The sequence below is a fragment of the Vitiosangium sp. GDMCC 1.1324 genome (assembly GCF_003044305.1).
Lineage (GTDB): Bacteria > Myxococcota > Myxococcia > Myxococcales > Myxococcaceae > Archangium.
On record NZ_PZOX01000002.1, the window covers coordinates 109,810 to 134,129 of the forward strand.

19 protein-coding genes and 1 pseudogene are annotated in these 24,320 nt (G+C 68.6%); 6 read left to right on the forward strand and 14 right to left on the reverse strand.

The window, feature by feature from the left end; all coding sequences use genetic code 11:
- Positions 1-7: 7 nt before the first annotated feature.
- Both DAT35_RS04940 and DAT35_RS04945 read left to right on the forward strand, forming a co-directional pair.
- Positions 8-814, forward strand: coding sequence for an alpha/beta hydrolase (locus tag DAT35_RS04940; protein WP_108065747.1), 807 nt, complete (start codon positions 8-10; stop codon positions 812-814).
- Positions 815-931: 117 nt separating this feature from the next.
- Positions 932-5,782, forward strand: coding sequence for a myxosortase-dependent M36 family metallopeptidase (locus DAT35_RS04945; protein WP_108065748.1), 4,851 nt, complete (start codon positions 932-934; stop codon positions 5,780-5,782).
- A gap of 49 nt (positions 5,783-5,831) precedes the next feature.
- On the opposite strand, the gene DAT35_RS04950 is transcribed toward DAT35_RS04945, so the two are convergent.
- From DAT35_RS04950 to DAT35_RS62300, 9 genes and pseudogenes are all read right to left on the reverse strand, one after another.
- On the reverse strand, positions 5,832-6,569 hold the full coding sequence (locus tag DAT35_RS04950) for an SDR family oxidoreductase (RefSeq protein WP_108065749.1): 738 nt from the start codon (positions 6,567-6,569) through the stop codon (positions 5,832-5,834).
- Complete coding sequence (locus DAT35_RS04955; RefSeq protein ID WP_108065750.1) at positions 6,547-7,944, reverse strand: NAD(P)/FAD-dependent oxidoreductase; 1,398 nt, start codon at positions 7,942-7,944, stop codon at positions 6,547-6,549. The genes DAT35_RS04950 and DAT35_RS04955 overlap by 23 nt, the downstream gene beginning before the upstream one ends.
- Positions 7,931-9,211: a kynureninase gene (gene kynU, locus DAT35_RS04960; protein ID WP_108065751.1), complete on the reverse strand. Its 1,281-nt coding sequence runs from the start codon at positions 9,209-9,211 to the stop codon at positions 7,931-7,933. The genes DAT35_RS04955 and kynU overlap by 14 nt, the downstream gene beginning before the upstream one ends.
- On the reverse strand, positions 9,212-10,225 hold the full coding sequence (locus tag DAT35_RS04965; RefSeq protein ID WP_108065752.1) for an amidohydrolase family protein: 1,014 nt from the start codon (positions 10,223-10,225) through the stop codon (positions 9,212-9,214).
- On the reverse strand, positions 10,222-10,746 hold the full coding sequence (gene nbaC, locus DAT35_RS04970) for a 3-hydroxyanthranilate 3,4-dioxygenase (RefSeq protein ID WP_108065753.1): 525 nt from the start codon (positions 10,744-10,746) through the stop codon (positions 10,222-10,224). The genes DAT35_RS04965 and nbaC overlap by 4 nt, the downstream gene beginning before the upstream one ends.
- A gap of 1 nt (position 10,747) precedes the next feature.
- Complete coding sequence (locus DAT35_RS04975; RefSeq protein ID WP_108065754.1) at positions 10,748-11,179, reverse strand: RidA family protein; 432 nt, start codon at positions 11,177-11,179, stop codon at positions 10,748-10,750.
- Positions 11,176-12,618 (reverse strand): aldehyde dehydrogenase, encoded by a 1,443-nt coding sequence (locus tag DAT35_RS04980; RefSeq protein ID WP_108065755.1) that lies wholly within the window; start codon positions 12,616-12,618, stop codon positions 11,176-11,178. The genes DAT35_RS04975 and DAT35_RS04980 overlap by 4 nt, the downstream gene beginning before the upstream one ends.
- Before the next feature lie 104 nt (positions 12,619-12,722).
- Complete coding sequence (locus DAT35_RS04985) at positions 12,723-13,061, reverse strand: DUF1579 family protein (protein WP_255415152.1); 339 nt, start codon at positions 13,059-13,061, stop codon at positions 12,723-12,725.
- Positions 12,952-13,446: pseudogene (locus tag DAT35_RS62300) on the reverse strand (DUF1579 family protein); the annotation flags it as partial. The gene DAT35_RS04985 and the pseudogene DAT35_RS62300, both read right to left, overlap by 110 nt.
- Between DAT35_RS62300 and DAT35_RS04990 the strand changes: the two are divergent.
- From DAT35_RS04990 to DAT35_RS05005, 4 genes are all read left to right on the forward strand, one after another.
- Positions 13,337-15,607, forward strand: coding sequence for a hypothetical protein (locus DAT35_RS04990; protein WP_108066400.1), 2,271 nt, complete (start codon positions 13,337-13,339; stop codon positions 15,605-15,607). The pseudogene DAT35_RS62300 and the gene DAT35_RS04990 sit on opposite strands and share 110 nt — an antisense overlap.
- The gene (locus DAT35_RS04995; protein ID WP_108065756.1) at positions 15,604-16,944 is read left to right on the forward strand and encodes a hypothetical protein; all 1,341 of its coding nucleotides are present in this window, start codon (positions 15,604-15,606) and stop codon (positions 16,942-16,944) included. Before DAT35_RS04990 ends, DAT35_RS04995 begins: the two co-directional genes overlap by 4 nt.
- A gap of 66 nt (positions 16,945-17,010) precedes the next feature.
- Positions 17,011-17,796 carry a 2-keto-4-pentenoate hydratase gene (locus DAT35_RS05000; protein ID WP_108065757.1) on the forward strand — a complete coding sequence of 262 codons (786 nt, stop codon included), beginning with the start codon at positions 17,011-17,013 and terminating at the stop codon, positions 17,794-17,796.
- Between the two features lie 103 nt (positions 17,797-17,899).
- On the forward strand, positions 17,900-19,915 hold the full coding sequence (locus DAT35_RS05005) for an ATP-binding protein (protein ID WP_108065758.1): 2,016 nt from the start codon (positions 17,900-17,902) through the stop codon (positions 19,913-19,915).
- Between the two features lie 22 nt (positions 19,916-19,937).
- On the opposite strand, the gene DAT35_RS05010 is transcribed toward DAT35_RS05005, so the two are convergent.
- From DAT35_RS05010 to DAT35_RS05030, 5 genes are all read right to left on the reverse strand, one after another.
- Positions 19,938-21,395: a hypothetical protein gene (locus DAT35_RS05010; protein WP_233261309.1), complete on the reverse strand. Its 1,458-nt coding sequence runs from the start codon at positions 21,393-21,395 to the stop codon at positions 19,938-19,940.
- A 370-nt stretch (positions 21,396-21,765) separates the two neighbouring features.
- Complete coding sequence (locus DAT35_RS05015) at positions 21,766-22,065, reverse strand: DUF5985 family protein (protein WP_108065759.1); 300 nt, start codon at positions 22,063-22,065, stop codon at positions 21,766-21,768.
- Positions 22,062-22,319, reverse strand: coding sequence for a DUF5985 family protein (locus tag DAT35_RS05020; RefSeq protein WP_108065760.1), 258 nt, complete (start codon positions 22,317-22,319; stop codon positions 22,062-22,064). Before DAT35_RS05020 ends, DAT35_RS05015 begins: the two co-directional genes overlap by 4 nt.
- Positions 22,312-22,713 carry a hypothetical protein gene (locus DAT35_RS05025; RefSeq protein WP_108065761.1) on the reverse strand — a complete coding sequence of 134 codons (402 nt, stop codon included), beginning with the start codon at positions 22,711-22,713 and terminating at the stop codon, positions 22,312-22,314. The genes DAT35_RS05020 and DAT35_RS05025 overlap by 8 nt, the downstream gene beginning before the upstream one ends.
- A 54-nt stretch (positions 22,714-22,767) precedes the next feature.
- Positions 22,768-24,288 (reverse strand): ATP-binding protein, encoded by a 1,521-nt coding sequence (locus DAT35_RS05030; protein WP_369945109.1) that lies wholly within the window; start codon positions 24,286-24,288, stop codon positions 22,768-22,770.
- Between the last annotated feature and the right edge of the window lie 32 nt (positions 24,289-24,320).

Below are 24,320 nucleotides of genomic sequence, written 5' to 3' on the forward strand. Positions count from 1 at the left end.
GCCCGCCATGAGCGAACCCTGGATGCTCGAAACTCCCGCTCCGCCCGCCGACGCGCGGATTCCCTATGGGGATGACCCCCACCAGTTCGGGGACCTGCGGCTGCCCGGCGGCAAGGGACCCCACCCGGTCGTGGTGGTGGTGCATGGCGGCTTCTGGCGTGCACGCTACGACCTCGAGCATGTGGGCCACCTGTGCGCGGACCTCACGGCGCGGGGCTACGCCACGTGGAGCCTCGAGTACCGGCGCGTGGGCCACCCGGGCGGAGGATGGACGGGCACCCTCGAGGACGCGGCCCGGGGAATGGACCACCTCCGCGCCCTGGCGGCCCGATACCCGCTGGACCTCGAGCGCGTGGTCGTCCTGGGGCACTCGGCCGGGGGACACCTGGCGCTGTGGCTCGCGGGGCGTGGGAGGCTGAAACCGGGACGGCCGCTGTACATCGAAAATTCCTTCAAGCCGCGGGGCGCGGTATCGCTCGCGGGCGTGGCGGACCTGGCGCGGGCCTTCGAGCTGCGCCTCAGCGATGGCATCGTCGAGTCCTTCCTCGGCGGCACGCCCGCGCAGGTCCCCGAGCGCTATGAGCTCGCGTCACCCGCCGCGCTGCTGCCGCTCGGCGTGAAGCAGGTGCTGGTCCACGGAACCGACGACGACACCGTCCCGCTGAGCGTCAGCACCGAGTACCACGCCCGCGCCACGAAGCTCGGCGACTCCGTGCGGCTCGTGAGCCTGCCGGGCGCGGGCCACTTCGAGGTCATCGACCCGCGCGCCCGGGAGTGGCCACAGGTCGTGGAGGCGGTGGCCTCGCTGATGTGAGCTGCACCCGGAAGTCAATCCGAGAGGAAGGCTCGCACCTCCCACCGGCCCCCACTCGGAGCCAGCCGCCAACAGGTTTAGACTCCAAGGTTCAGCACTGAACACTGGAGATAGCCTTTGAAGCGAAGCATCGTCGCACTGGTTGGTGTCGCTCTGGCGATGACGGCCCGTCCCGCCGCCGCCGCCAAGGAGCTCCCCACGGTGGATGCCTTCACGAGCATCCCACCCTCGCTGGATGAACCGAGTGCCCATGAGCGGGCCCGGGGCGTTCACGTCGCGCACGAGGAGCCCCGTCTTGGAGTCCCCACCTTCGTCTGGGGGGCACGCCCCTCGAGTGCCACACGGAGCGCCCGGCCGCTGCCGCCCGAGCAGGCCGCACGCGCGTACCTCGGCGAGCAGGCGCCGCTGTACCGCCTGGCCCTCACCGACGCGGCCCACATCCCGGTGCGCACTCAGCACCGCACCCGCGCGGGCGCCAGCATCGTCTCCTTCGCGCAGGAGGTGGACGGCATCGAGGTCTTCCGCCAATCCCTCACGGTGCTGATGGACGCCAACAACCAGCTCGTCGCCATGTCGGGCCACCTGAGCCCGCCGGCCAGCGAGCCGCGCTTCTCGGGCGGACGTCTGCGCTTCACGCTCGGGCCTCGCGAGGCCATCGCGCTCGCCTGGAAGGACCTGCACGGCGAGAACCTCCCCGCCACGAGCTTCCTGTCCACCGGCCGCGCCGTCGGGCGCTATGGCCACTACGAGCTCAGCCCCGGACCGCGCAGGACGGTGTTCTCCTCGCCCGCGCGCGTGAAGCAGGTCTTCTTCCCGCTGCCGGACGCGCTGGTGCCGGCGTACTACGTGGAGCTCGACACCTCGCCCGCCGACGACACGCAGGGAGACCTCTACGCCTACGTCATCTCCGCGAACGATGGCCGGCTGCTCTACCGCCACGACCTTACCGTGCACCAGAGCTACACCTACCGGGTCTGGGCGGACACGCAGAGCCCGTACATCCCCTATGACGGGCCCCAGGGCACCGCGCCCACGCCCCACCCCACCGGCCTTCCGGATGGCTATCAGGCGCCCTTCGTGGCTCCCAACCTGGTGACGCTGAGCAACTCGCCCTTCAGTCGCAACGATCCGTGGCTGCCAGCGGGCGCCCTGGAGACCACGGGCAACAACGTGGAGGCCTACGTCGACGTGGTCTCGCCGGACGGCTTCAGTGGCGGCGCCGACATCCACGCCAGCACCAGCGCGGCCGATACCTTCAACCACGCCTATGATCTGCTGCTCGCGCCGAGCATCACGGACACCCAGCAGATGAGCGCGGTGACGGAGCTCTTCTTCGTCACCAACTTCCTGCACGACTGGTACTACGACTCCGGCTTCGACGAGGCGGCGGGCAACGCCCAGGTGAACAACTACGGGCGTGGCGGCGTCGAGGGGGACAGCCTCCGCGCCGAGGCCCAGGACTACTCGGGGCGCAACAACGCGAACATGTCCACGCCGTCCGATGGTGGCCGCCCCCGCATGCAGATGTTCCTCTATGACACGCGCGGGCGCCGGCTCCTCGTCGTCCCCCCGCCGCACGCCGTCGCGGGCAACATCGCCGTCGGGGTCGCCACCTTCGGACCGCAGCAGTACGAGGTCACCGCGGCCGTTGTCATCGCGGAGGATGGCGTCGTTGCAAGCACGAGCGGCGCAACCATCAACGATGCGTGCGAGCCGCTCACCAACGCCGCCGCCGTGGCTGGGAAGTTCGCCCTGGTGGACCGGCTCGGCTGTGACTTCACCGTCAAGGCCACCAATGCCCAGGCCGCTGGCGCCGCCGGTGTCATCATCGCCCACGGGACGACGGGAGCCGCGAGCTTCGTCGTCACCGGGCGGGCCCCCGACGTCACCATTCCCGTCATCTCGGTGAGCAACACGGTGGGCAAGGCGCTCCGGGCCGACCTCCCCGCGAGCGTGACGCTCTTGCGCGATGCGACGGACCGCGATGGTGCGCTCGACAACACCATCGTCACCCACGAGTGGACGCACCACATGAGCAACCGCCTGATCGGCAATGCCAACGGCCTGACCAACAACCAGGGCCGCAGCATGGGCGAGGGGTGGAGCGACTTCGCGGGACTGCTGATTCTGGTCCGCGAGGGAGATGACCAGGTGCCCTCCAACGCCAACTTCGGCGGCGTCTATGCCCGCGCCGCGTATGCCAGCAGCGGCGGCAACAACCAGGGCTACTACTGGGGCAACCGGCGCTACCCCTACACCACCGACCTGTCGAAGAACCCGCTCACCCTGCGCTACATCCAGAATGGAGCCGCGCTGCCGGGTTCCATCCCGGTGTCGTTCGGCGCGGATGGAGCGAGCAACGCCGAGGTCCACAACTCGGGCGAGGTGTGGGCGGTGATGCTGTGGGAGTGCTACGCGGCGCTGCTGCGCGACACGGGCCGCCTCACCTTCGCCCAGGCCCAGCAGAGGATGAAGGAGTACCTCGTCACGTCGCTCAAGCTCACGCCCAATGCCCCCACCTTCCTGGAGGCACGTGACGCGCTGCTGGCGGCCGCCTACGCCAACGATCCCCAGGACTACGTGCTCTTCGTCCAGGCCTTCGCCAAGCGCGGCGCCGGGACGCGAGCCATCGCCCCCAACCGCGACTCCACGGACCATGCCGGCGTGGTGGAGAGCTTCATCTCCGGCAAGGATGTGACGATCGCCAGCGTGGAGCTGCTCGAGTCCACGGGGACGACGGCGTCCTGTGATGATGACGGGGTGCTCGACACGGGCGAGACCGCACGGGTGCGCGTCACCCTGCGCAACAACGGCACCGGGCGGCTCAGCCGCACGAGCGTGACGCTCTCCAGCGATGACGCGGACCTCTCCTTCCCCGAAGGACCGACGGTGTCCTTCCCCGCCGCGGACCCGCTCCAGCTCTTCAGCGCGGAGGTGGTGGTGAGACTCTCGGGCCCCGCCACCCAGCGAAACATCTCCCTGAACGTCGCGTACCGGGACGAGGAGCAGCAGGTGCCCGGAGACCAGACATACTCGGTGCTGCTCCGGGTGAACACGGACCAGTTGCCGCAGACGGGCACCCTCGAGACGGTCGAGTCCGCCCGCCACCCGTGGACCTTCACGACCGGCTCGGCGGAGAGCGTCACGCCTTGGGCACGTCAGGCCGCTCCGACGGGCGTGGCCTGGTACTTCCACGGACCGGACAACAGCGTGCCCGCGGACCTCGGCCTCGTCTCGCCGCCCCTCCAGGTGTCGGAGACGCAGCCCTTCCGCTTCACCTTCCAGCAGCGATTCTCCTTCGAACGGAACTCCGCTGGCGTCTACTTCGACGGCGCCGTCATCGAGCTGAGCGAGGATGATGGAACGACCTGGGTGGACATCGGCCCCTCGCTGAGCCCCACCTACAACTCGCGCCTCGACGCGGCCGGGGAAAATCCGCTCAGGGGCCGGCAGGCCTACGGTGGCACCAGTTCCTCCTATCCCGCCTTCACCTCCGCCACGGCCGACCTCGGCACCACCTACGCGGGGAAGACGGTGCGCATCCGCTTCCGCATCGGCACGGATGATGGCACGGCCGCTCCGGGGTGGGACCTGGATGACCTCCAGTTCGAGGGAATCACGAATACGCCCTTCACGCAGGTGGTGGACCACCGGGGCGTGTGCATCAACCGGCCGCCAGTGGCAGACGCGGGCCCCGGCCAGACCGTCAACGAGCGGAAGCGCGTGACGCTCTCCGGCGATGGGACGGACCCCGAGGGCGGCACGCTCACCCATGCATGGACCCAGGTCGCGGGCCCGGCCGTGACGCTCAGCGGCGCGGACACGCGCACGCCCACCTTCCTTGCGCCGGAGGTGACGGAGGACACCGACCTCCGCTTCGAGCTGCGCGTGAGTGACGAGGTGAACACGAGCCCCCCGTCCGAAGTGACGGTGCGGGTGCGGAACATCTCCGATGGCAACCGGGCGCCCACGGTTGAGACCGAGCCGGTGCTGAGCGTCGACGAGAACGACCCGGTGACCCTGGCCGCGTCGGGCACGGACGCCGACGAGGACCCCGTCACCTACGAGTGGACCCAGGTGGGCACGCCCGCGGTCGTCCTGGAGGGGGCCACGACGGCACAGGCCACCTTCACCGTGCCCGAGGTGACGAAGAACACCGAGCTCACCTTCCAGGTCGTCGTCAGCGACGGCACGGCCCAGAGTGCTCCCGCCATCGTCAAGGTGCAGGTGCGCAACATCAACCAGGCGCCGGTCGCCCATGTGGAGCCGGTGGGCGCGGTGGATGAAGGAGAGAGCGTAACGCTGGCGGCGAGCGCCTCGGACCCGGACGATGGCACCACGCTCAGCTACTCGTGGACGCAGGTGGGCGGCCCCGGTGTCACCCTGAGCGACCGCACCTCGGCCCAACCCACCTTCATCGCACCGCAGGTGGGCTCCGATACGGAGTTGACCTTCCAGCTCATCGCCAGCGATGGAGCGCTGGAGAGCGCGCCGGTGACGGTGTCCGTGCTCGTCCGGGACGTGCCCAACGAGGCACCCGTGGCCCGGGCGGGTGAGGACCAGAGCGTCATCGAGGGAAGCCCGGTGACGCTCAGCGGCTCGGGCTCGACGGACCCGGAGCACAAACCCCTCTTCTACGTCTGGTCCCAGGTGGAAGGGCCCCGCGTGACCCTCACGACGGACGACAGCCCGATCGCCACGTTCACCGCGCCTGCCGTGGACACGGACACGTCCCTCACCTTCCAGCTCCGGGTGACGGACGTCCGCGGCGAGAGCAGCGTGGACACCGTCACCGTGCACGTGCTCGACAGGAAGGTGTCAGTGCCTCCGGGCAATGGCTCGGGCTGTGGCTGCGCCGCGGGCCAGGACGGCGGCGTGCCCACGACGGCGGCCCTGCTGCTCGCGGCGCTCGGCTTCGCCCTGCGGCGCCCGCGCTTGCAGCCGGAGCGCCTGCGCCGCTCGCGCTAGGCCGTGGAGGACCGGGTGCTCCACACACGGAGCGCCCGGTCCCCGGGTCTCAGAAGCCGCGCATCCAGCCGCCGTCGATGACGAGCGACTGGCCGGTGATGTAGCCCGCCTGCTGCGAGGAGAGGAATGCCACCAGTGCACCGAGCTCCTCGGGCTTGCCCAGCCGGCGCGCCGGAATCGCCGACGTAATCTTGTCCTCGGGGACACCGAGCTCCGCGAGGCGCTCGGTCGCGTGATAGCCCGGCTGCACCCCGTTGATGGTGACGCCGTGCTCGGCCACCTCGTTGCTGACGGTCTTCACCAGCCCCATCAGCCCCGCGCGCAGCCCGTTGGACACCGTCAGCAGCGACATCGCCTCGCGCGCCGCCACCGACGTCACCAGGATGATGCGCCCCCAGCGCCTGTCCTTCATCCCCGGCAGCGCCGCCTGGAGCCCCTCCACCACGCTCATCCACAGGCTCTGGAAGCCCTCCTGCCACTGCTCGGCGGTGATCTTCTCGATGCTGCCCTTGGGCGGACCGCCCGTGTTCATCACGAGGATGTCCACACCGCCCATGGCCTCGATGACCTTCTCCACCAGCTCCTTCGTCGTGCCCGACTTCGTCAGGTCCGCCGTCACGGCGAGCTCGGCGCCCATCTTCCTGGCGGCGTCGCGGATGCGGCCCTCGTCGCGCGAGCAGATGGCCACGCGCGCGCCCTCCTTCACGAGCTGCGCGGCGCTGGCGTACCCCAGTCCACTGGAGGCGCCCAGCACCAGCGCCCGCCTACCCTTCAGTCCCAAATCCATCCGAGTGCTCCTTCACGAAGGGCACCAGCCGCTCCTGGATGAGCGTGCGGGCCCGGTCCATGTCCACGTCCTCCACGCGGGTGAGGCCCTCGCTCAGCTCGGCCACGATGCCGCCCGCGATGGCGCCCACCTCGTACGCCAGCCGGTAGGGCACCCGGCTGAAGCTCACCAGCGTGTAGCGGCTCAGGAACTCGCCCGGGAAGGCGTTGAGAAGAGTCTTCTCCACCGCCTTCTCCAGCAGGAAGCGCGGATCCGCCGTCTTGTCCCGCATCTCCACGAAGTTCTCCACCGCCATGTCGGCGATGGCGTCCGCGTTCGTCTTGCGCAGCCGGGAGACCTCCTCGAAGGCCTCCTCCCACCGCGTGTGCCGCCCGAGGCACTCATCCAGCACCACGCAGTCCTCGAAGCCGCAGTTCATCCCCTGCCCGAAGAACGGCACGATGGCGTGCGCCGCGTCGCCCAACAGCAGCGCCTTGCCGCCCACATTCCATGGCGCGCTCTTCACCGTCACCATCGTCCCGGTAGGGTTGTGGAAGAAGTCGTGCACCAGGTCGGGAATCAGCGCCAGCGCGTCCGGGAACTGCTGCTCGAAGAAGGTCACCAGCCGGTCGGACGAGTCCAGCGATTCGAAGCTCACCGGCCCCTGGAAGGGCAGGAAGAGCGTGCAGGTGAAGCTGCCGTCCTCGTTCGGCAGGGCAATCAGCATGTACGAGCCCCGCGGCCAGATGTGCAGCGCGTGCTTCTCCATGCGGAAGGCGCCGCCCGCGCCGGCGGGGATGGTCAACTCCTTGTAGCCGTGGCTCAGGTGCTCCTGCGCCGTCGCGTGCCCCGGCAACGTCTCCACCGCCTGGCGCACCGCCGAGCCCGAGCCGTCCGTGCCGAACAGCACCGGCGTGCGGACCTCGCGCGTGGCACCGCTCGACTCATCCAGCACGGAGAGCGAGCCCTTCTCCAGGTCCACGTGCTGAACGCGCTGCTTGAACTCGATGCGCACCCGGCCCGTGCCCTCCGCGTGCGTCATCAGGAATTTGTTCAACCACCCGCGCGACAGGCTGTTGATGTGCTGGGAGGCGTCCTTGCCATAGGCCTGGAAGGCCAGCGCTCCCGACACGGGGTGGATCATCCGCCCGCGCATGGGGATGGCATGGCGCAACGCCTCCTCTTCCAGCCCCACCTGCCGCAGGGCGTGCAGCCCCCGGGTGGAGATGGCGAGGTTGATGGAGCGGCCCGCGCCAATGGCCTCGCGCCGCATGTCCGGGCGCCGCTCCAGGACATCCACCTGGAAGCCGCGCCTCGCCAGGTACATCGCCAGGAGCGAGCCCACGAGGCCCGCTCCCACGACCGTTACACGCTCCGTCCGCTCAATCTCGTGCATGCCTTTCGAGTACCCCCGCGAATCGGTATACGTCATGGAAGCTGGTGTAGAGGGGCGCGGGAGCCGCACGGATGACGTCCGGTGAACGGAAGTCACAGTGGATTCCGGCCGCGTTGAGTTTCTCCAGCAGGCGCCTCGGCTCCTTGCTGAAGCGCAACGAGAGCTGGGCGCCCCGCTGCTTCGAATCCCTCGGGGTGATGACGCGCACGAACCCGGGCGGGAGCCTGTCCAACAGGAACTCCAGGTAACCGGTGAGCCGCTCGCTCTTGCGGCGCAGCGCCGGCATCGTCGCGCGGTCGAACAGCTCCATGGACGCTCGAAGCGCCGCGAGCTGAAGGATGGGCGGGTTGGACAGCATCCAGCCCTCGGCGCCCGGCATCGGGTCGAAGTCCGGCCCCATCTGGAAGCGCGTCTGTTTATCGTGGCCCCACCAGCCCGCGAAGCGCGGCAGTGCCTTATCCCGCGCGTGGCGCTCGTGGACGAAGACGCCGCCGAGCGTGCCCGGGCCGCCATTGAGGTACTTGTACGAGCACCACACGGCGAAGTCCGGCCCGTCATCGTGCAGCGAGAGCTGGAGATTGCCGGCGCCGTGCGCCAGGTCGAAGCCCACCCGGCAGCCCTGCTTGTGCGCGGCCCGGGAGATGGCGGCCATGTCGAACGCCTGGCCGGTGAGGTAGTTCACGTTGCCGAGCAGCACCAGGGCGATCTCCCGCCCGTGCCGCTCAAGGGTTTCCAGGATGTCCTCTGGGCGCAGCGTCTCCTCGCCGGGGCGCGGAGCGAGCCGGAGGATGTCCCGCTCCGGGTCGAAGCCGTGGAAGCGCACCTGCGAGGCCACCGCATACTGGTCCGACGGGAAGGCACCCGCCTCCATGAGGATTTTGGGACGCTCGGGCGTGGGCCGGTAGAAGGACACCAGCATCAGGTGCAGGTTCACCGAGAGGGTGTTCATCACCACCACCTCGAGGGGATGGGCCCCCACGAGCCGGGCGGTCTGCTCGGTGAGGAACTCGTGGTAGGGCATCCACGGGTGCGCCCCGCGGAAGTGCCCCTCCACGCCCAGCTTCTCCCAGTCCTCCAGCGCCTCGAGCACGTAGGCCTTCGCCTTGCGAGGCTGGAGCCCCAGCGAGTTGCCCACGAAGTAGATGGCGGGCTCGCCACCGTGGTCGGGGAAGAGGAACTCCTCGCGATAGGGGCGAAGCGCATCCTCCGCGTCCATCCGGCGGGCGAACTCCTCACTGGCCTCGAACCGCACGACGTCACCGCTCATCTACTTGAACTCCTCGGACGAGCGCCCGAGCCACTCGAGCGCATTGCGCCACAACAGCCGCTCCCGGGTGGAGGCATCGAAGTCCGGGAGGGACTCCACCAGCGAGCCCGGCCGGTCCTCGCCGAGCGGGAAAGGATAATCACTGCCCAGGGCCACCTTCTCCGGGCCGAACAGCTTCACGATGAAGCGCAGCATGTCCGGGTCGTGCACCAGCGAGTCCACCCAGAAGCGGCCCAGGTAGTCGCGAGGCGGCACGGGGTTGTCCACCGCCACCAGGTCCGGCCGCACCTGGAAGCCGTGCTCGATGCGGCCGAAGGTGCCCGGGAAGGCACCGCCGCCGTGAGCGAAGGCGAGCCGCAGCTTCGGCAGCTTCTCCAGCGTGCCGGAGAAGAGGAGCGAGCAGATGGCCAGCGCCACCTCGGCGGGCATGCCCACGAGCCAGGGCATCCAGTACTTCTTCATCCGCGCCTCGCCCAGCATGTCCCAGGGGTGGACGAAGATGGCGGCGCCCAGGTCGGCCGCGGCCTCGAAGAAAGGGAACAGCTCCGGCTCGCCCAGGTTGAGGCCGTTGACGTGCGAGCCCACCTGCACGCCCGCCATCCCCAGCTCGCGCACGCAGCGCTCCAGCTCACGCACGGCGAGCGCCGGAGACTGCAGGGGCACCGTGCCCAAGCCCACGAAGCGCTTCGGATGCGCCCGCACCACCGAGGCGAGCTGGTCGTTGAGGAAGCGCGACAGGTCCAACCCGTGCTCCGGCTTCGCCCAGTAGCCGAACATCACCGGCACCGTGGACAGCACCTGCACGGTGACGCCGCACGCATCGCACTCCTCGATGCGCTTCACCGGATCCCAGCAGTTGCTCTCGACCTCCCGGAAGAACTTCCCGTCGTCGCGCACCATGCGGGCCCGGCACGGCGCATGGTGATCCAGCGTCATGAAACCGCCATAGCCGTAGCGCTCGGCGAAGCGAGGCAGCTCGGGCGGCAGCAGATGGGTGTGGATGTCGATCTTCACGACGGGCGCTTCTCCCGCGTCAGCTGGAAGCCGCACTGCTTGCAGGTGCAGTGCTCCGGGTTGCCATAGAAGCGGTCGAACACCGGCGGGAGCTGGGTGACGATGTTCGAGACGTGCAGGAACTCGTCATACAGCTTGGTGTTGCACCGGGGGCAGTACCACGCGAACCCGTCCAGCTCGTGCGGCTGCCGCTTGCGCTCGATGACCAGGCCCACCGTCCCCGCGGGCCGCTGCGGCGAGTGCGGCACCTTGGGAGGCAGCAGGAAGATCTCCCCCTCGCGGATGGGGATGTCCTGGGGCTTGCCGTCCTCGATGACCCGCAGGGTGATGTCACCCTCCACCTGGTAGAAGAACTCCTCGCTCACGTCGATGTGGAAGTCGGTGCGCGAGTTGGGCCCGCCCACCACCATCACGATGAAGTCGCGGTCCTGCCACACCATCTGGTTGCCCACGGGGGGCTTGAGCAGGTGGCGATGCTCGTCGATCCACTTCTTGAAGTTGAGGGGCTGCAGTCGGCTCATCTCAATCTCCGATGGTGGCGATGCACTTGAGTTCGATGGCGATGGGAGTGGGCAGCGCGGTGATGCCGAGCGTCGTGCGGCACGGAGGCGTGGGCACGTCCTTGAAGTACTCGGCCCAGAGACGGTTGTACGTGGGGAAGTCCTTCTTCATGTCCGTGAGGTACACCGTCACGTCCACGAGCCGGTCCCACGAGGAGCCCGCCTCCTCCAGGATGTAGCGCACGTTGCGGAACACCGAGTGGCACTGCGTCTCGAGGTCGTAGGAGACGATGTTGCCCTGGGCATCCAGCTCGACGCCGGGGATCTTCTTGCTCCCGCGCTCGCGCGGCCCCACGCCGGAGAGGAACAACAGGTTGCCCACGCGACGGGCGTGGGGATAGAGGCCCACGGGTTCCGGGGCCTTCTGGGAATCGACTCGCTCGGAGTTGCTCATAGCTTCACGCACACGTTCTTGGGCTCGGTGAAGAAGCGCAGCACGTCCCAGCCGCCCTCACGGCCCACGCCCGAGTCCTTCACCCCACCGAACGGCGTGCGCAGGTCGCGCAGCATCCAGCAGTTCACCCAGACGATGCCGCTCTCGAGCTTCGCCGAGAAGCGGTGCGCCCGACTCAGGTCGCGCGTCCACACGGTCGCCGCCAGCCCGTAGCGCGTGCTGTTGGCCCAGGCGAGCACCTCCTCCTCCTTCTCGAAGGGGGTGAGCGTGGCCACCGGGCCGAAGATCTCTTCCTGGTTGGTGCGGCACGCATGACCCAGGCCCTCGATGAGCGTGGGCTCCACGAACCAGCCATTGCGGCAGCGCCCCGGCACCTGCGCACGCTTGCCTCCGGCGAGGATGCGGCCGCCTTCCTGACGAGCCAGCTCGATGTAGCCCATCACCTTCTCGAAGTGCTGCGGAGACACCAGCGCGCCCTGCTCCGTCCCCGGCTCCAGCGGATCGCCGACCTTCAGCGCCCGCGTGCGCGCCACCAGCGCCTCCTTGAAGCGCTCGTAGATGGGGGCCTGCACGAAAATGCGCGAGCCGCAGAGGCAGATCTGCCCCTGGTTGGAGAAGGACGAGCGCACCGTGGTAGCCAGCGCCTCGTCGAAGTCGCAGTCGGCGAAGATGACGTTGGGGTTCTTCCCGCCCATCTCCAGTGAGAGCTTCTTGAAGAGCGGCGCGGCGGTGCGGGCGATCTCCGCGCCCGTGCGCGTGCTGCCGGTGAAGGAGATGGCGCTGATCTCCGGGTGGCTGCTCATCGCGGCGCCCACCTTGGCCCCGTAGCCGTGGACGATGTTGAGCACCCCCGGCGGCAGACCCACCTCGCGGCACACCTGCGCGAGCAGATGGGCCGTCATCGGAGTCACCTCGGAGGGCTTGGCCACCACGCAGTTACCGATGGCCAGCGCGGGGGCGATCTTCCAGGTGAGCAGGTACAGGGGCAGGTTCCACGGAGAGATGCACCCCACGACGCCCAGAGGCGTGCGCAGCGTGTAGTTGAGCGCCACGCCCTCCGTGACGTGGGCCTCCGTGGCGAACTGCGTCACGGCATCCGCGAAGAACTCGAAGTTGAGGATGCTCCGGGGGATGTCCACCGAGGAGGCCACCGCCAACGGCTTGCCAGTGTCGATGGCCTCGGCGCGGGCGAAGACATCCAGGCGGGCGCGGATCGTCTCCGCGACGCGGCGCAGCAATCGCGCCCGCTCGGCCGCCGGGGTGGCGGCCCAGGCCGGGAAGGCGTTCCGGGCGGCATCCACGGCCCGCTGGATGTCCGAGGCGTCCGAGTCAGGCACCCGGACAGAGGGCTCGCCCGTCGAGGGATCAGGCTTGTCGAACCAGACCTGCGAGCCAGGGGATACCAGCTCCCCACCGATGTAGTTGAGGACCTTCTCCACGCGCGAAGCCTCCTGTCTGGCAGCCCGGCGCCCCGAATACCACGAGCCCCGCGCCACGGCCACCCAAGGAGGAAACCCGCGACGTTCACTTCTGGTTCATGTGCTCAGGACTTACGGCGGTAAACCGTCTCGACCGCCTTGGCCTCCTGGCCATCGGGCGTGATGTTGTAGTGCGTGATGATCAGCTTCCCGGGCTCGGGCAGCTGGATTTCCGTCCGCCAGCCCCACAGCGGCCCGGACGGGGCCTCGTAGCTGCCCCGGACGCCAAAGCCCCCCGGCTCTCGTTCGCTCCCTTGGAGAACATGATGAGCGATCCGGGTCCAGGTGGTAGCCGTAGATGGCCATCCCGGCGAGTGGCTTGCCCTGCAACGAGCCCTCGTACTCGTGCACCACGAACCTGCCCCCGAGAACGGGGCAGATGGTCCCGTGCCAGGGTGACTCATCCGCCAGCTTGTCCGGCTCGAACCACGTCCTCGTCGTGCCCTCCCACTCACCAACGAGCTGACCCAAACGGTGGTGAAGACCGCCCTCCTGCCTGGACTCCTCGAAGGAACGCCGTGTCATGCGTGAGCCTTCCTCCAGGCAGCGACCCTGGCGCATTTCCACTGCATGCGCCAACGCCCGTTCACGGGACAGGCGGGAAGGAAACAGGTACGACCGGGACGTGAACTTCCCGCTGCGACCGAGAGCCCATGCCTCGCTGGGCCTGGGGTGGACGATGCGCGCTGAGGCCGTGGCACTCAGGTGGGCGGCGCTGTTGCTTGGGATGGCGTTGCTCACCACGGGCTGCGTCACGATGGCTCCGCTACCTGGCGGGAGCGGCTCCATATCCGCGTTGCGAGAGACGGCAGCCGGTACGCCCTCACTCCAGACGCCCTCCTCTTTCGCATCCACCGAGCCGGGCGGACAGGAGCTGCTGCACCGCCAACACGGCGAGCACATGAGGGCCTCGGATGTGGCCCTGGTGAGTGCGACTGCGCCCCAAGGCCCGCCCTCCTGCGGAGGCCAGGCAGTACCGGAAGGCTGGCCTGATTACTCCTCATGGTCGGATGAAGAGCTGCTCGCTCCCTTCTTCACATGCACCTCGCCCGCGGAGTTCCTCGCGTTGCAGCGCCGGGTGGACATGCCCCGGCTGGTGGAGGCGCTGGAGGATTGGTCCGCCGTGAGGCTCGGCGCGCTGGGGCCCTTGGAGGGCCCGGCCGCCCAGGTGCTCCAGCGCAAGCGCTTCTCCTTCCTCGTCACCGCCACCCGCAAGTACGGGGCCTACGCCCAGGTGCTCTCCCTCTACCTCCTCGACACCGCCTTCGATGACGAGGTGCGCGAGCTGTTGGTTCTGCTGGCGAAAGACAAGCAACTGGAACAGACGCTGGGGCAGATGCGGGCCGTCCGCGAGGCGTTGGAGCAGCGGGGCTTCAAGCTCTCGGGCTACCCGGACCGGGACGAGCAACCCGGTGACGTGCTGCGGGGCCTGGGCCGCGCCGCCGACGACATGGCCTCCTCCATTCCGGTGGTGGATGGGCTTCAGGGCGGGGGAGTGCTTGCCACGCGAGCCCACCTGCCACCGCCCTACCAGGAGGCCTTCGACGAGACGGAGCGGGCACTCAACCGAGAGTACTTCGCTCCGGGCCACGTGGCGCTGGGCACCTTCGACTCCATGACGTTCGGAGTGCCGCTGGGCTTCTATTACCTGGTGGCGGGCACGGGCCATGGGGCGTACTCGCTGACACAGCGCCAGTACGAGCAGGCCGCACGCGAGCTGGTGCCCGCGTTGCTACTGGGAGCCCTGTACGCCGGGGACAAGGGCATGCACGCCCTGTCCGAGGCTCGAGGTGCCCCGGGCGCCGGACAGGGAGCTGCGCGAGGGCTGGGAGTACCGGAACTGCGCCTGACAGCCCTCAAGGAGATGGTGCAGCAGTTGGAGGCACGGCTGGGCGTGGACGGCCTGCGAGAGCTGGCCCGGGACATCCAAGCCAGCCGGGAGGCAGGCCGCTTCGTGGCTGTGGGAGGCGTGGATGCTGCCCTGGCTCTGCGCGAGGCCCGGGGCAACGTGGCCCGGGCACAAGCGATGATGTCCAAGGCCCGGCCAGGGGCCACGGGTGCCCCTGCGGGCAGGAGCGGGGCGGAGAATGGCCCCGGGCAAGTGGCCACCGTGGCGGACAACACTGCACGTCCCACCAACAGAGCAGCCGGTGCCGCGGAGCGCCCCGGTATGGCCTCGCTGGTGGACGAGGGGGCGGGCATCACCTTCGAGGTGGTGGAGGCCCGGCTGGCGCTGGCGGAGTTGGAGGCCACGGGCCCGCGCCTGCCCGCGAACGTGGCGTTGCTGGAGAAGCAACGCCCCTCCCTCGACGCCCCGCCGCCCGGAGCTGAAATCAACCCGCGTTGGAGTGAATACGTCGCCTATTACGAGAATCGCCTGGGGGAGCTCAAGCAGGGCAAGGCCTCCAAGGGTCCTCTGCGCTGGGATGCTTACGAGAGGATGTGGGGGTGGTTCGCCCGGGGGCTGCACTTCGAGCGCCTCATGGTGGCGTTGCTGCGTGCCGACGCGACCCTTCCCAAGGCGCAGCGCCGCTTCCTCGCGGACTTCGACCGTCCTCGCATCGAGAGATACGTAGGCGTGTGGAAACCCAAGAGCGGCCTGCGCTTCGCGGATGTACTCATCATTGAGGAGGGAGCGCTCGCCGGGCGGCCACGTCGTGTCGAGACGTTCAGCTTCAAGAGCCGAGATCTCGCGCTGCTGGAGGAAGAAGCTTTGAAAACGCAGATGCTTGAGGACGCGAGGGAAGCCCTGCGGTTCTACGGCGAGACGCTGGACATCCGCCGACCCTCTCTGCAGCCTCTTCTGCCAGGCGGCAGCGAAGTGCCAGTTCAAAGGGTCCGCCTCGTCTACGAGGGGGGGTCCCTCTTGCCCAAAGACGTAAAGCTGTTGGATAGGGCCGTGGAAAAAACCCAGAGCAAGGTTCCGGGAGTGGAGGTGTTGTTCCAATGAAGAGGCTGGAGTTTCACCGCGAGAGGGAGGAGGACTATCTCCGGCTGGATTTCGACGGTGCCTTCGACACGCAGGCGGCACTGGAGAGCGAGCTGGAACCCTTTCTTCAGGCGCTCGAGGAGCACGCCAACGGGTGGATGCCAGACGTCGTTGAAGGCAAGCGGCGCCGCAAATATTCCCGCGCCGCCGCCTGGAAGTCCCTGGAAGAGGAGCGCGACGAGAACAGCACGGGGCTCGGGCTCTATCGCACGAAGTGGCCCGCGTTGGACATGTCGCTCAGTCTCTGGTTCCCACCGCTGCCTACCAAACTGGGAATCACGATCAAGGTGAAGCCGATCTCCTCCTTCACGGACGCGGAGTGCTGCCGCCAATTCGTGGAGATGGTGCGCTCCTGGGCCTCTCGCTACCCGGTCACTCATGCCGTAGCTCACAGCATTGCTGACAGTGCGTTGGCGGGTTCTCCCCGTTTCGGCCGCGATCAGCAGACCTCCATTCGAGACGGGTTCGACAAAATCTACGAGGTATCCTGGCTCAACATCTTCGGCCCGAAGCTGGTGGAGACCGTCGGCCGAGAGCGCATGCTGTCCACGCCGGCCTGGCGGGTGGAGGAGCTGCCCAACGGCTCCGTCCTCCTGGTGACGTGGCCCACCGCCGCGGACTTCGCCAGCGAGGAGGCGCGCCTCGCCCAGGCTCGCGCCCATGTCCACCTCCGCCCGGACCTGGACCTTCCCACCGTGTTGCGCAATTTGCGTGAGCGCAGCGCCACGCTCGCCCCCGTGGAGCCCCGCTTCCACCCGGACGTGGCGCCGCTCCTCTCGCGCGTGGTGGACCGCGTCGCCAGCCACGAGCGCCAGCGGAAGATTGCCGAGTTCAACGCATACCAACCGCCCGAGCCCGAGGAGTGGCTCCCCGCCGACGCCGCCCTACCTTCGGACGTGGAGGACCCGAAGCGTGCGCTCGAAATCTACAGCTACCTCGCCGAGCTCCTGGTGGCGCTCCTGCACACGAAGGTGCCCTCCGTCTTCGAGGAGACGCCCGAGTCCCTCACGGATGTGGACTACCAGTTCTGGCATGAGGAGTTCCCACGGGTCTTCGAGCGGAAGAACATCGACGAGCACGCGGTGCCCGCCATTGGCGCGTACCTGGGCCAGGTGCTGGTGCGCAACCTGGGCGGCCAGTGGATACCGCGCAAGAAGTTCTCGGAGGCACAGGTGCGCGTGGGCAACCGTGTCTGGCTGCCCTTCGTCCGGGCCTGGCGCTACATGCGCTCGTGCCAGTCGCTGCTGGACTTCTCTCTCACCCAGCTCTACCGGGTCGCCGAGCGGCACCGCTCCTGAGCCTGGCCCCTTGCGCTCCCGGCCGAGGCATCGGAAAACGGGCCATCCCCTGCTTCGGAGATGGCGATGACGGCACGCATGCACGAGGAACTGGCCCAACTGCTGGACCAGGCACGGCTGGAGGCCCGCGAGATTCCTCCCCTCACCCGGCAACACACAGACCTCTCGCTCCCGGACGCCTACGCCATCCAGGCCGAGGGCATCCGCTTGCGCACCTCGCGCGGCGAGCGCGTCGTGGGGATGAAGATGGGCTTCACCTCCGAGGCCAAGCGCCGTCAGATGAACCTGGACTCGCCGGTGTACGGCGTCCTCACGGACAAGATGCAGGTCCCCTCCGGCGGCACCTTCCGTCTCCAGGGCTCCATCCACCCGAAGATTGAACCGGAGATCGCCTTCCGCACCTCGCGCGAGCTGCGCGGCCGCATCACCCGCGAGCAGGCACTCGAGGCCTGCTCGAGCGTCTTCGCCGCGATGGAGATCCTCGACTCGCGCTTCGTCGGCTTCAAATACTTCTCCCTGCCCGATGTCGTGGCGGACAACTCCTCGTCCTCGCACTTCGTCCCGGGCACCACCGTGCGCCCGTCTCGCGAGCTGGACCTGCCTCGGCTCCAGATGGTGATGGAGGTGAACGGCCAGCGTGTGGCGGAGGCGCGCTCGGACGCCATCTCGGGAGACCCGTTGCTGTCCGTCGTCCAACTGTGCGAGCTGCTCGACCAACGTGGAGAAGCCCTGCCCGCCGGCAGCATCGTGCTCTCGGGCGCCGCCACCGCGGCCCACATGCTCCAGCCCGGAGACAAGGTCCGCCTCACCGTGGAGGGCCTGGGGGACGTCTCTGTCTCCGTCGAGCCCTGAGGACATCCCGCCCCAACCTCGCAATCGCGCGATTCCAGGTCATACTGCGAGTGATCCAACGCGGCTGCGAGAATGCAATCCAGGGTGCCGGGAGAGGAGTTCCATGCACGTCGTCATGCTGGGGGTTCCCCAGTCGGTCACCGAGGAGCTGGAGCGCAAGCTTCACGAGGAGGGCGCGCACCACGCGGTGGAGTGCTCCATCCGGCACGCACGGCAGTTGGAAGAGCTGCCCGAGGCCCTGCCCTCGGGACTGCTGGTACTCTGGGACGCGGGAGGGCCCCTGGAGGACACGCTCGCGTTCTGCCAGCAGCTCCACGCCCGCCGCACCGCCTCGCAGTCCCATCTGGTGGTGCTGACGCAGCGAGGCCCGGACGAGCTCGACAGGCTGGACCAGGCGGGCGCCGACGAGTGTCTGGCGCCTCCGGGTGCACGCTGGGGCACCCGGCTGATGGCGCTGGAGCGGCGGCTGCAGTCGATGGTGCCCTCGGCCCTGGTGGTGGACAGCCAGCGGTCGGTGCGGATGGAGGCCACGCTCCAGGCCCTGCTCGAGCTCACCCTCGCCGAGCCCGGCCCCGGCTTCTTCCAGTCCATGGTGAAGCAGCTGGCCCAGGTGCTCGGCGTCACCTGCGCGCTGGTGGGGGAGCTGGACGGAAACACCGTGCGCAAGCTGGCCTGCTTCAACCAGGGTGACTTCTGCGACCTGCCGCCCTACCCGCTCGCCGGGACGCCCTGCCAGGTCACGGTGGACCAGGCCATCTGCCACTACCCGGATGGCGTGGCCGCGCGCTTCCCCGAGGACACCATGCTGCACGAGCAGGGCCTGCGCAGCTATCTGGGCGCCGCCCTGCGGGACTCGCGTGGGCAGCCCATCGGCGTGCTCGCCATCCTCAATGACAGGCCACTCGAGGCGCGGCCCCTGGACTACGCGCTCATCAACGCCTTCGCCGTGCGCGCGAGCATGGAGCTGGAGCGCCTGCGCGCCCGTGACGAGCTGGACCGGTCGCGCGAGCAACTGCAGAAGACGCTCGACGCCGTGCCGGACCCGCTGCTGGTGAAGGACCGGGCCCACCGGTGGGTGGCCATGAACAGCGCCTTCTGCCGCCTCGTGGGACGCCCCCTCGAGCAGCTGCAGGGCAAGACGGACCTCGATTTCTTCTCCCAACACGAGGCGGAGGCCTTCAGGAAGCAGGACGAGCAGGTCTTCACCACCGGACAGCCGCAGGAGAACGAGGACAACTTCGCCGACGGCTCCGGACACACCCACGCGATCGTCACCAAGAAGGCGCTCTTCACCGGACTGGGGGGCCGTCCCCTGCTCATGGTGCTCTGCCGCGACGTCACGGACCGCAAGCGGCTGGAGTCGCAGCTGCGGCTGGCAGATCGCATGGCCTCGGTGGGCACGCTCGCCACCGGCGTGGCGCATGAGATCAACAACCCGCTCACCTTCGTCTCGGCCAACATCACCTTCCTGGAGGAGCAGCTCAACCAGATGATGGTGATGCCCGAGTCGCTGCCCGAGCTGCGCGAGGTGCTCACCGAGACGCGGGAGGGCGTGGGGCGCATCCGGGAGCTCGTGCAGGACCTGAAGTCCTTCGCACGCGCCGACGAGGAGCGCAGCGGCCCGGTGGACGTGCACCGCGTGGTGGACAGCGCGCTGCGGCTGATGCGCAGCGCGCTACGGCATCGCACCCAGGTGGTGCGCTCGTTGGGAGAGGTGCCATTCGTGCGCGGCAACGAGGCGCGTCTGGGACAGGTACTCGTCAACCTGCTGGTCAACGCGCTGCAAGCGCTTCCGGCGCGCCACCCCGACGACAACCGCATCCAGGTCTCCGCGTGGCGCGAGGGACCGAAGCACGTGGTGCTCGAGGTGGCGGACAACGGACAAGGCATCCCGCCCGACCTCCAGCAGCGCATCTTCGAGCCCTTCTTCACCACCAAGCCGGTGGGCGTGGGCACCGGGTTGGGGCTGGCCATCTGCCAGACCATCGTGCAGTCCATGGGCGGGCAGATCGACGTGCGCAGCGAGCCAGGCCAGGGCACCGCCTTCCGGCTGCGGCTTCCCGTGGACGGCTCGGTGACCACGCTGCACCGGGGGCATTCGGCGGCGCTGAGCAGCTGAGCCAGGAGCCGCCCTGCCCTGTCTACTCGGCGCGGTAGATGCCGATGGCCCCCGGGCGTCCGCTCTCATCGGTTCCGAAGGCCACCAGCAGCCGGCGCTCCGTCCCGCTGCCCACGGACTGGATGTCCCAGACGGGGTGGTACGCGAGCGGGCCGAGGGCCTCGCTGTAGCGCAGCGTCGTGTCTCCCTTCAGCCGGGTGAGCCCGCCGCCCCAGCGGTGACCAGCCCAGACACTGTTGTCGCTCGAGTCACGCGCCAGTGCCGAAACGAAGCGATCCCCGCCCGTGCCGAGCGCGTACTGCTGCACCACGCCCTTCGAGTCCATCCGGGCCACGCCCCACGCGAAGGAACTCACCCACACCGAGCCATCTGGCATCAGCGCCATGCCCGACACGTTGTCGTCCACCCGGTCCCCGGGGCCCGGAATCCCCACCTCGTCCACCTTGTCTGGCCAGACGTCGATGCGGTTCTTGATGGCGGAGCGGTTCTCCGACTGCTTGCGCGCCAGCTCGAAGTCCCTCGGGACCTTGACGGTCATGAAGCGGAAGCGCGTGGAGCGGTTGCACCCGCCGAACCACACGTCCCCGTCCGGACGCACGGCGATGCCGTAATAGGCATCCGTGAGCCGGAACTGGTGGCCCGACGCATCCTTCGCCGTGATGTACGGGTGCGTGTGCTCCAGCACGCCCGAGCACTCCCGCTGGCCATTGCAGGTGGGGTTGCCCTGATAGTCCGGGTCTCCCCACGCGAAGGCGTGATTGGCGCCGAACCACAGGTTGCCGTGCTTCTTGTCCCAGGCGATGCGCAGGATGGAGCAGATCTTCTCGCGCCCGCCCGCCTCCTCGCCAATCACTCCCGGGCCGGACGAGATGTCGTAGTGGACGACGTGGATGCCCGTGGCCGTCAGCGTCACCTTGTCCGCGTCACCGCTCTTGTAGATGTTCGGATCCTTCGCGCCCTTCACGTAGAAGTTGTTCTCGCAATCCGGATGGCCCTGGTAACCCACGAACACCGTGCCCGCCGGCCCTCCCGCCACCGAGATGACCTTGAGGTACTTCGGCCCCACTGGCGCCTTCCCGTTCTTCAGATAGCCATAGGGGCGCAGACCATCGTCCATCGTGAAGCGCTCGAAGGTGTCGGCGCCCGGACGCAGGAGGAACAGCCCTTCCTCGCCACCGGCCACCCAGAGGTTGCCTCCCTCGTCCTCCGTGACGCCGTACGCCTCGCGCGGCGCCCCCTGCTCCGGACCGTAGAACGTCCACCCATGGGCATCCGGGTAGACGACCGGGCCCGCCTCCGGTGGAGGTGGAGGCTCGCTCGTGCCCGGCTCGGGCGCGCGATCCACCGGCGGAGTCTCCGCGACAGGGCCCGGCGGAGTCTCCGCGACAGGGCCCGGCGGAGCCGTGTCGGGTGGAGGCTCGACATCGTCCCGCGGAGTGTCGACCCCCACGGGGCCCTCGTCCTCTCCTCTGTCAGCCACGGGTAACGGGGCCTCATCCCCGTCCCTCGTGCCGGCCTCATCGGGAGGCGAAATACCCGAAGGAGCCCCCGAGCCCGGGTCACCCCGCACCGGCACGAGGGGCCCATGCCTCCCCTGTTGACCCTCCCCACAGGCCAGTACCGCCGCAAACACACCCGCCAGCCCCCACCCCCACCGCCGCCGTCCACTCATACCCTGGTACGCCTCCGCCGCTCGCCTCCGGACACTCCGTCCAGTGCAAGACAAAGCATCGCAAACGCAGTGCCATGCCCCAGGGCTGGTCAAGCCCCTCCACCCGACACTCCTGGAGCACTCCCGTCCTCACCGGAAGCAATCTCGTGCCCTCCGTGAGCACGGCGAGGGACTCGTCTCAGGGGGCCGGTTTGTCGTCCCGGGAGGCGGGGGCCTTCTTGCGCGGCGTCGCCCGGTTCTTGTCCACGATGGCCACCAGGATGAGCACGAAGGCGAGCAGCCGGATGGAGTACGCCCCGACGAGGTGCTCGTTGCTGTCCCGCAGGTACAGGTTCACCACGCGGTGCAGCGCCATCAGCCAGAAGGAGGCGGAGAAGAACGCGAAGAAACGGTCGCGCGTCCTCCGCCAGAACCGGAGGAAGAACAGCCCCGCGACACAACACAGGGCGGACGCCATGCCGGAGAGGAACTCGTTCATTCAGAATCCCAGACGAGCCCGAAGACCAGGAGCGCGAGCGACAGGAGGCCGGACACGTTGCGGAACAACAACAGGCTCCGGTCGGAGATGACCATCAGGTCCATCACCAGCAGTACGTTGTTCACCGCCAGCCCGACGAAACAGAGGCTGCTCCACAGCAGCAGGCGAACCTTGTTGCGGGCATAGCCGCGCAGGAGCAGGACCGCGCAGGCGAGACTGGTCGCCGCGCACAGCAGGAAGACCACCTCAGCCATTGTCATCCTCCTTCTTCCGGAGCCGGAAGGCATCGGCGAAGGTACGAATCTTGTCGACCGGCTTGGAGAAGATGAGGTTGATGACGGTCACTCGGCGCTCCACATACGCTGTGGCGAGACCCCGTACCGATTCATCCTGCATCGGGCTCCGCGGTGCATAGCGGTACTCCTCCGCGCTCCCCTCGGTGCTGGCCAGGAGCGCGTCGCGCGCCAGGTCCTCCAGCCGGTCACCCGCGGAGAGGGCGGAGATCCTCAGCTCCCGAGCCACCGTCTCCGCGTTCCAGGTCCGCTCCGGGTGACGGGCCAGCAGCAGGAGGATCTCCAGCTGCTCCACGGAATCGATGTGCTCGGCGATGAGCCGCTGCACTCCTTCGGGAAGATCGCCCGCGTGCAAACGTCATCCCTTTCTCCCCTCCTCGAACCGCCCACCGCCCCCCGGGAGGTTCCGCTATGGAAGGACTGATTGGACGGGCAGGCTCACATGGAAGGTGCTTCCCTCACCTTCCACGCCCGGGGACTCCGCCCAGATGCGACCGCCGTGCTGCTCGATGATGCCCTGGGAAATGGTCAGTCCCAAACCCAGACCGCCATAGCGTGCGCCATGGGCCTGGCCGAAACGTTCAAAGATGAGCGCCAGCTTCTCCGCGGGGATGCCGATGCCATGGTCCCGCACCTGGAGCAGGACCCGGCCGCCCTCGGACCACGCCCGCAGCTCTACCGGCCCGCCCTGGGGCGAGTAGCGCACGGCGTTGGAGACCAGGTTGGTCACCACCTGCTCGATGCGTCCCGAGTCTCCGCGCATGGGCAACGACTCGGCGATGTCCAGCCGCAGCTGGTGCTCGGGGGCAAGTGCCTGCAATCGCTCGCAGGTGGTACGCAGCAGCGGCACCAGGTCGAAGGACTCCACCTCCAACGACAGACGGCCCGTGATGAGCCGGCTCACATCCAGCAGGTCGGACACCAGCTTGGTCATCCGGTCCACCTGCCGGTCCAGGCCCTCGAGCGCGCGGCGCGGCCCTTCCGTCAGCTCGGAGCCATACTTGCGCTGGGCCAGCTGCACCTGCATCTTCGCGGCGGCCAGCGGCGTGCGCAGCTCGTGCGAGGCGGCCGCCAGGAAGGCATCCTTGGCGGCGCTCGCCCGGGCCAGCTCCTCCTCGGCCTGCTTCTGGTCGTCGATATCCGTGGCGGTGACGATCCACCCCGTGATGCGGCCCCGCTCGTTGCGCTCGGGCACGGCGCGACCCAGGTGCCAGCGGAAACCCTGATCGCTCTGCCGGCGCAGCCGGAACTGCACCTCGAAAGGCATGCCGGTGCTCACGGACTGACACCAGGCGGCGTGCACGCCCTGACGGTCGTCCGGATGCACGACCTCCGAGCGCCAGAGATCCTCCACGGCCTCGGCTGGCAGGCCGGACAGCTCCGTCCAGACACGGTTGCCGTAGCGCAACCGGCCATCCGGGCCCGCGGCGAACACACACAGGGGCATGGCGTCGCCCAGCAGGCGGTAGCGGTGCGCGCTCTGGCGCTCCAGGGCCTCGAGCTCGCGCTGGCGCAGCAGGGCTTCCTGGCGCTTGAGCTGCTCCTCCTTGAGGAACAGCTCCACGAAGACGGACACCTTCGAGCGCAGAATCTCCGGCGCGAAGGGCTTGAGGACATAGTCCACCGCGCCCTGGGCGTAGCCGCGGAACACATGCGAGGCGTCCCGGCTGCGCGCGGTGAGGAAGATGATGGGGATGAAGCGCGAGCGCTCGCGCTCCTTGATGAGCCGGGCCGTCTCGAAGCCATCCAGCCCCGGCATCTGAACGTCCAACAGGATGAGGGCGAAGTCCTCGCGCAGCAGGTGCAGGAGGGCCTCTTCGCCCGAGTGGGCCTTCACCACCTCACCCAGGTCGCCGAGCGTGGCTTCCAGGGTGAGGAGGTTCGGCGCGTGGTCATCGACGACCAGGATGCGTGCCCGCGGTGGTTCCACCTGAACCGGGAATCCACCACCTTTGCCCCCCT

Coding starts and splice junctions, on each gene's coding strand:
- DAT35_RS04940 (WP_108065747.1), top strand. CDS start 8: ATGAGCGAACCCTGGATGCTCGAAACTCCCGCTCCGCCCGCCGACGCG.
- DAT35_RS04950 (WP_108065749.1), bottom strand. CDS start 6,569: ATGGATTTGGGACTGAAGGGTAGGCGGGCGCTGGTGCTGGGCGCCTCC.
- DAT35_RS04955 (WP_108065750.1), bottom strand. CDS start 7,944: ATGCACGAGATTGAGCGGACGGAGCGTGTAACGGTCGTGGGAGCGGGC.
- kynU (WP_108065751.1), bottom strand. CDS start 9,211: ATGAGCGGTGACGTCGTGCGGTTCGAGGCCAGTGAGGAGTTCGCCCGC.
- nbaC (WP_108065753.1), bottom strand. CDS start 10,746: ATGAGCCGACTGCAGCCCCTCAACTTCAAGAAGTGGATCGACGAGCAT.
- DAT35_RS04975 (WP_108065754.1), bottom strand. CDS start 11,179: ATGAGCAACTCCGAGCGAGTCGATTCCCAGAAGGCCCCGGAACCCGTG.
- DAT35_RS04985 (WP_255415152.1), bottom strand. CDS start 13,061: ATGAGTCACCCTGGCACGGGACCATCTGCCCCGTTCTCGGGGGCAGGT.
- DAT35_RS04990 (WP_108066400.1), top strand. CDS start 13,337: ATGCGCGCTGAGGCCGTGGCACTCAGGTGGGCGGCGCTGTTGCTTGGG.
- DAT35_RS04995 (WP_108065756.1), top strand. CDS start 15,604: ATGAAGAGGCTGGAGTTTCACCGCGAGAGGGAGGAGGACTATCTCCGG.
- DAT35_RS05000 (WP_108065757.1), top strand. CDS start 17,011: ATGACGGCACGCATGCACGAGGAACTGGCCCAACTGCTGGACCAGGCA.
- DAT35_RS05005 (WP_108065758.1), top strand. CDS start 17,900: ATGCACGTCGTCATGCTGGGGGTTCCCCAGTCGGTCACCGAGGAGCTG.
- DAT35_RS05015 (WP_108065759.1), bottom strand. CDS start 22,065: ATGAACGAGTTCCTCTCCGGCATGGCGTCCGCCCTGTGTTGTGTCGCG.
- DAT35_RS05020 (WP_108065760.1), bottom strand. CDS start 22,319: ATGGCTGAGGTGGTCTTCCTGCTGTGCGCGGCGACCAGTCTCGCCTGC.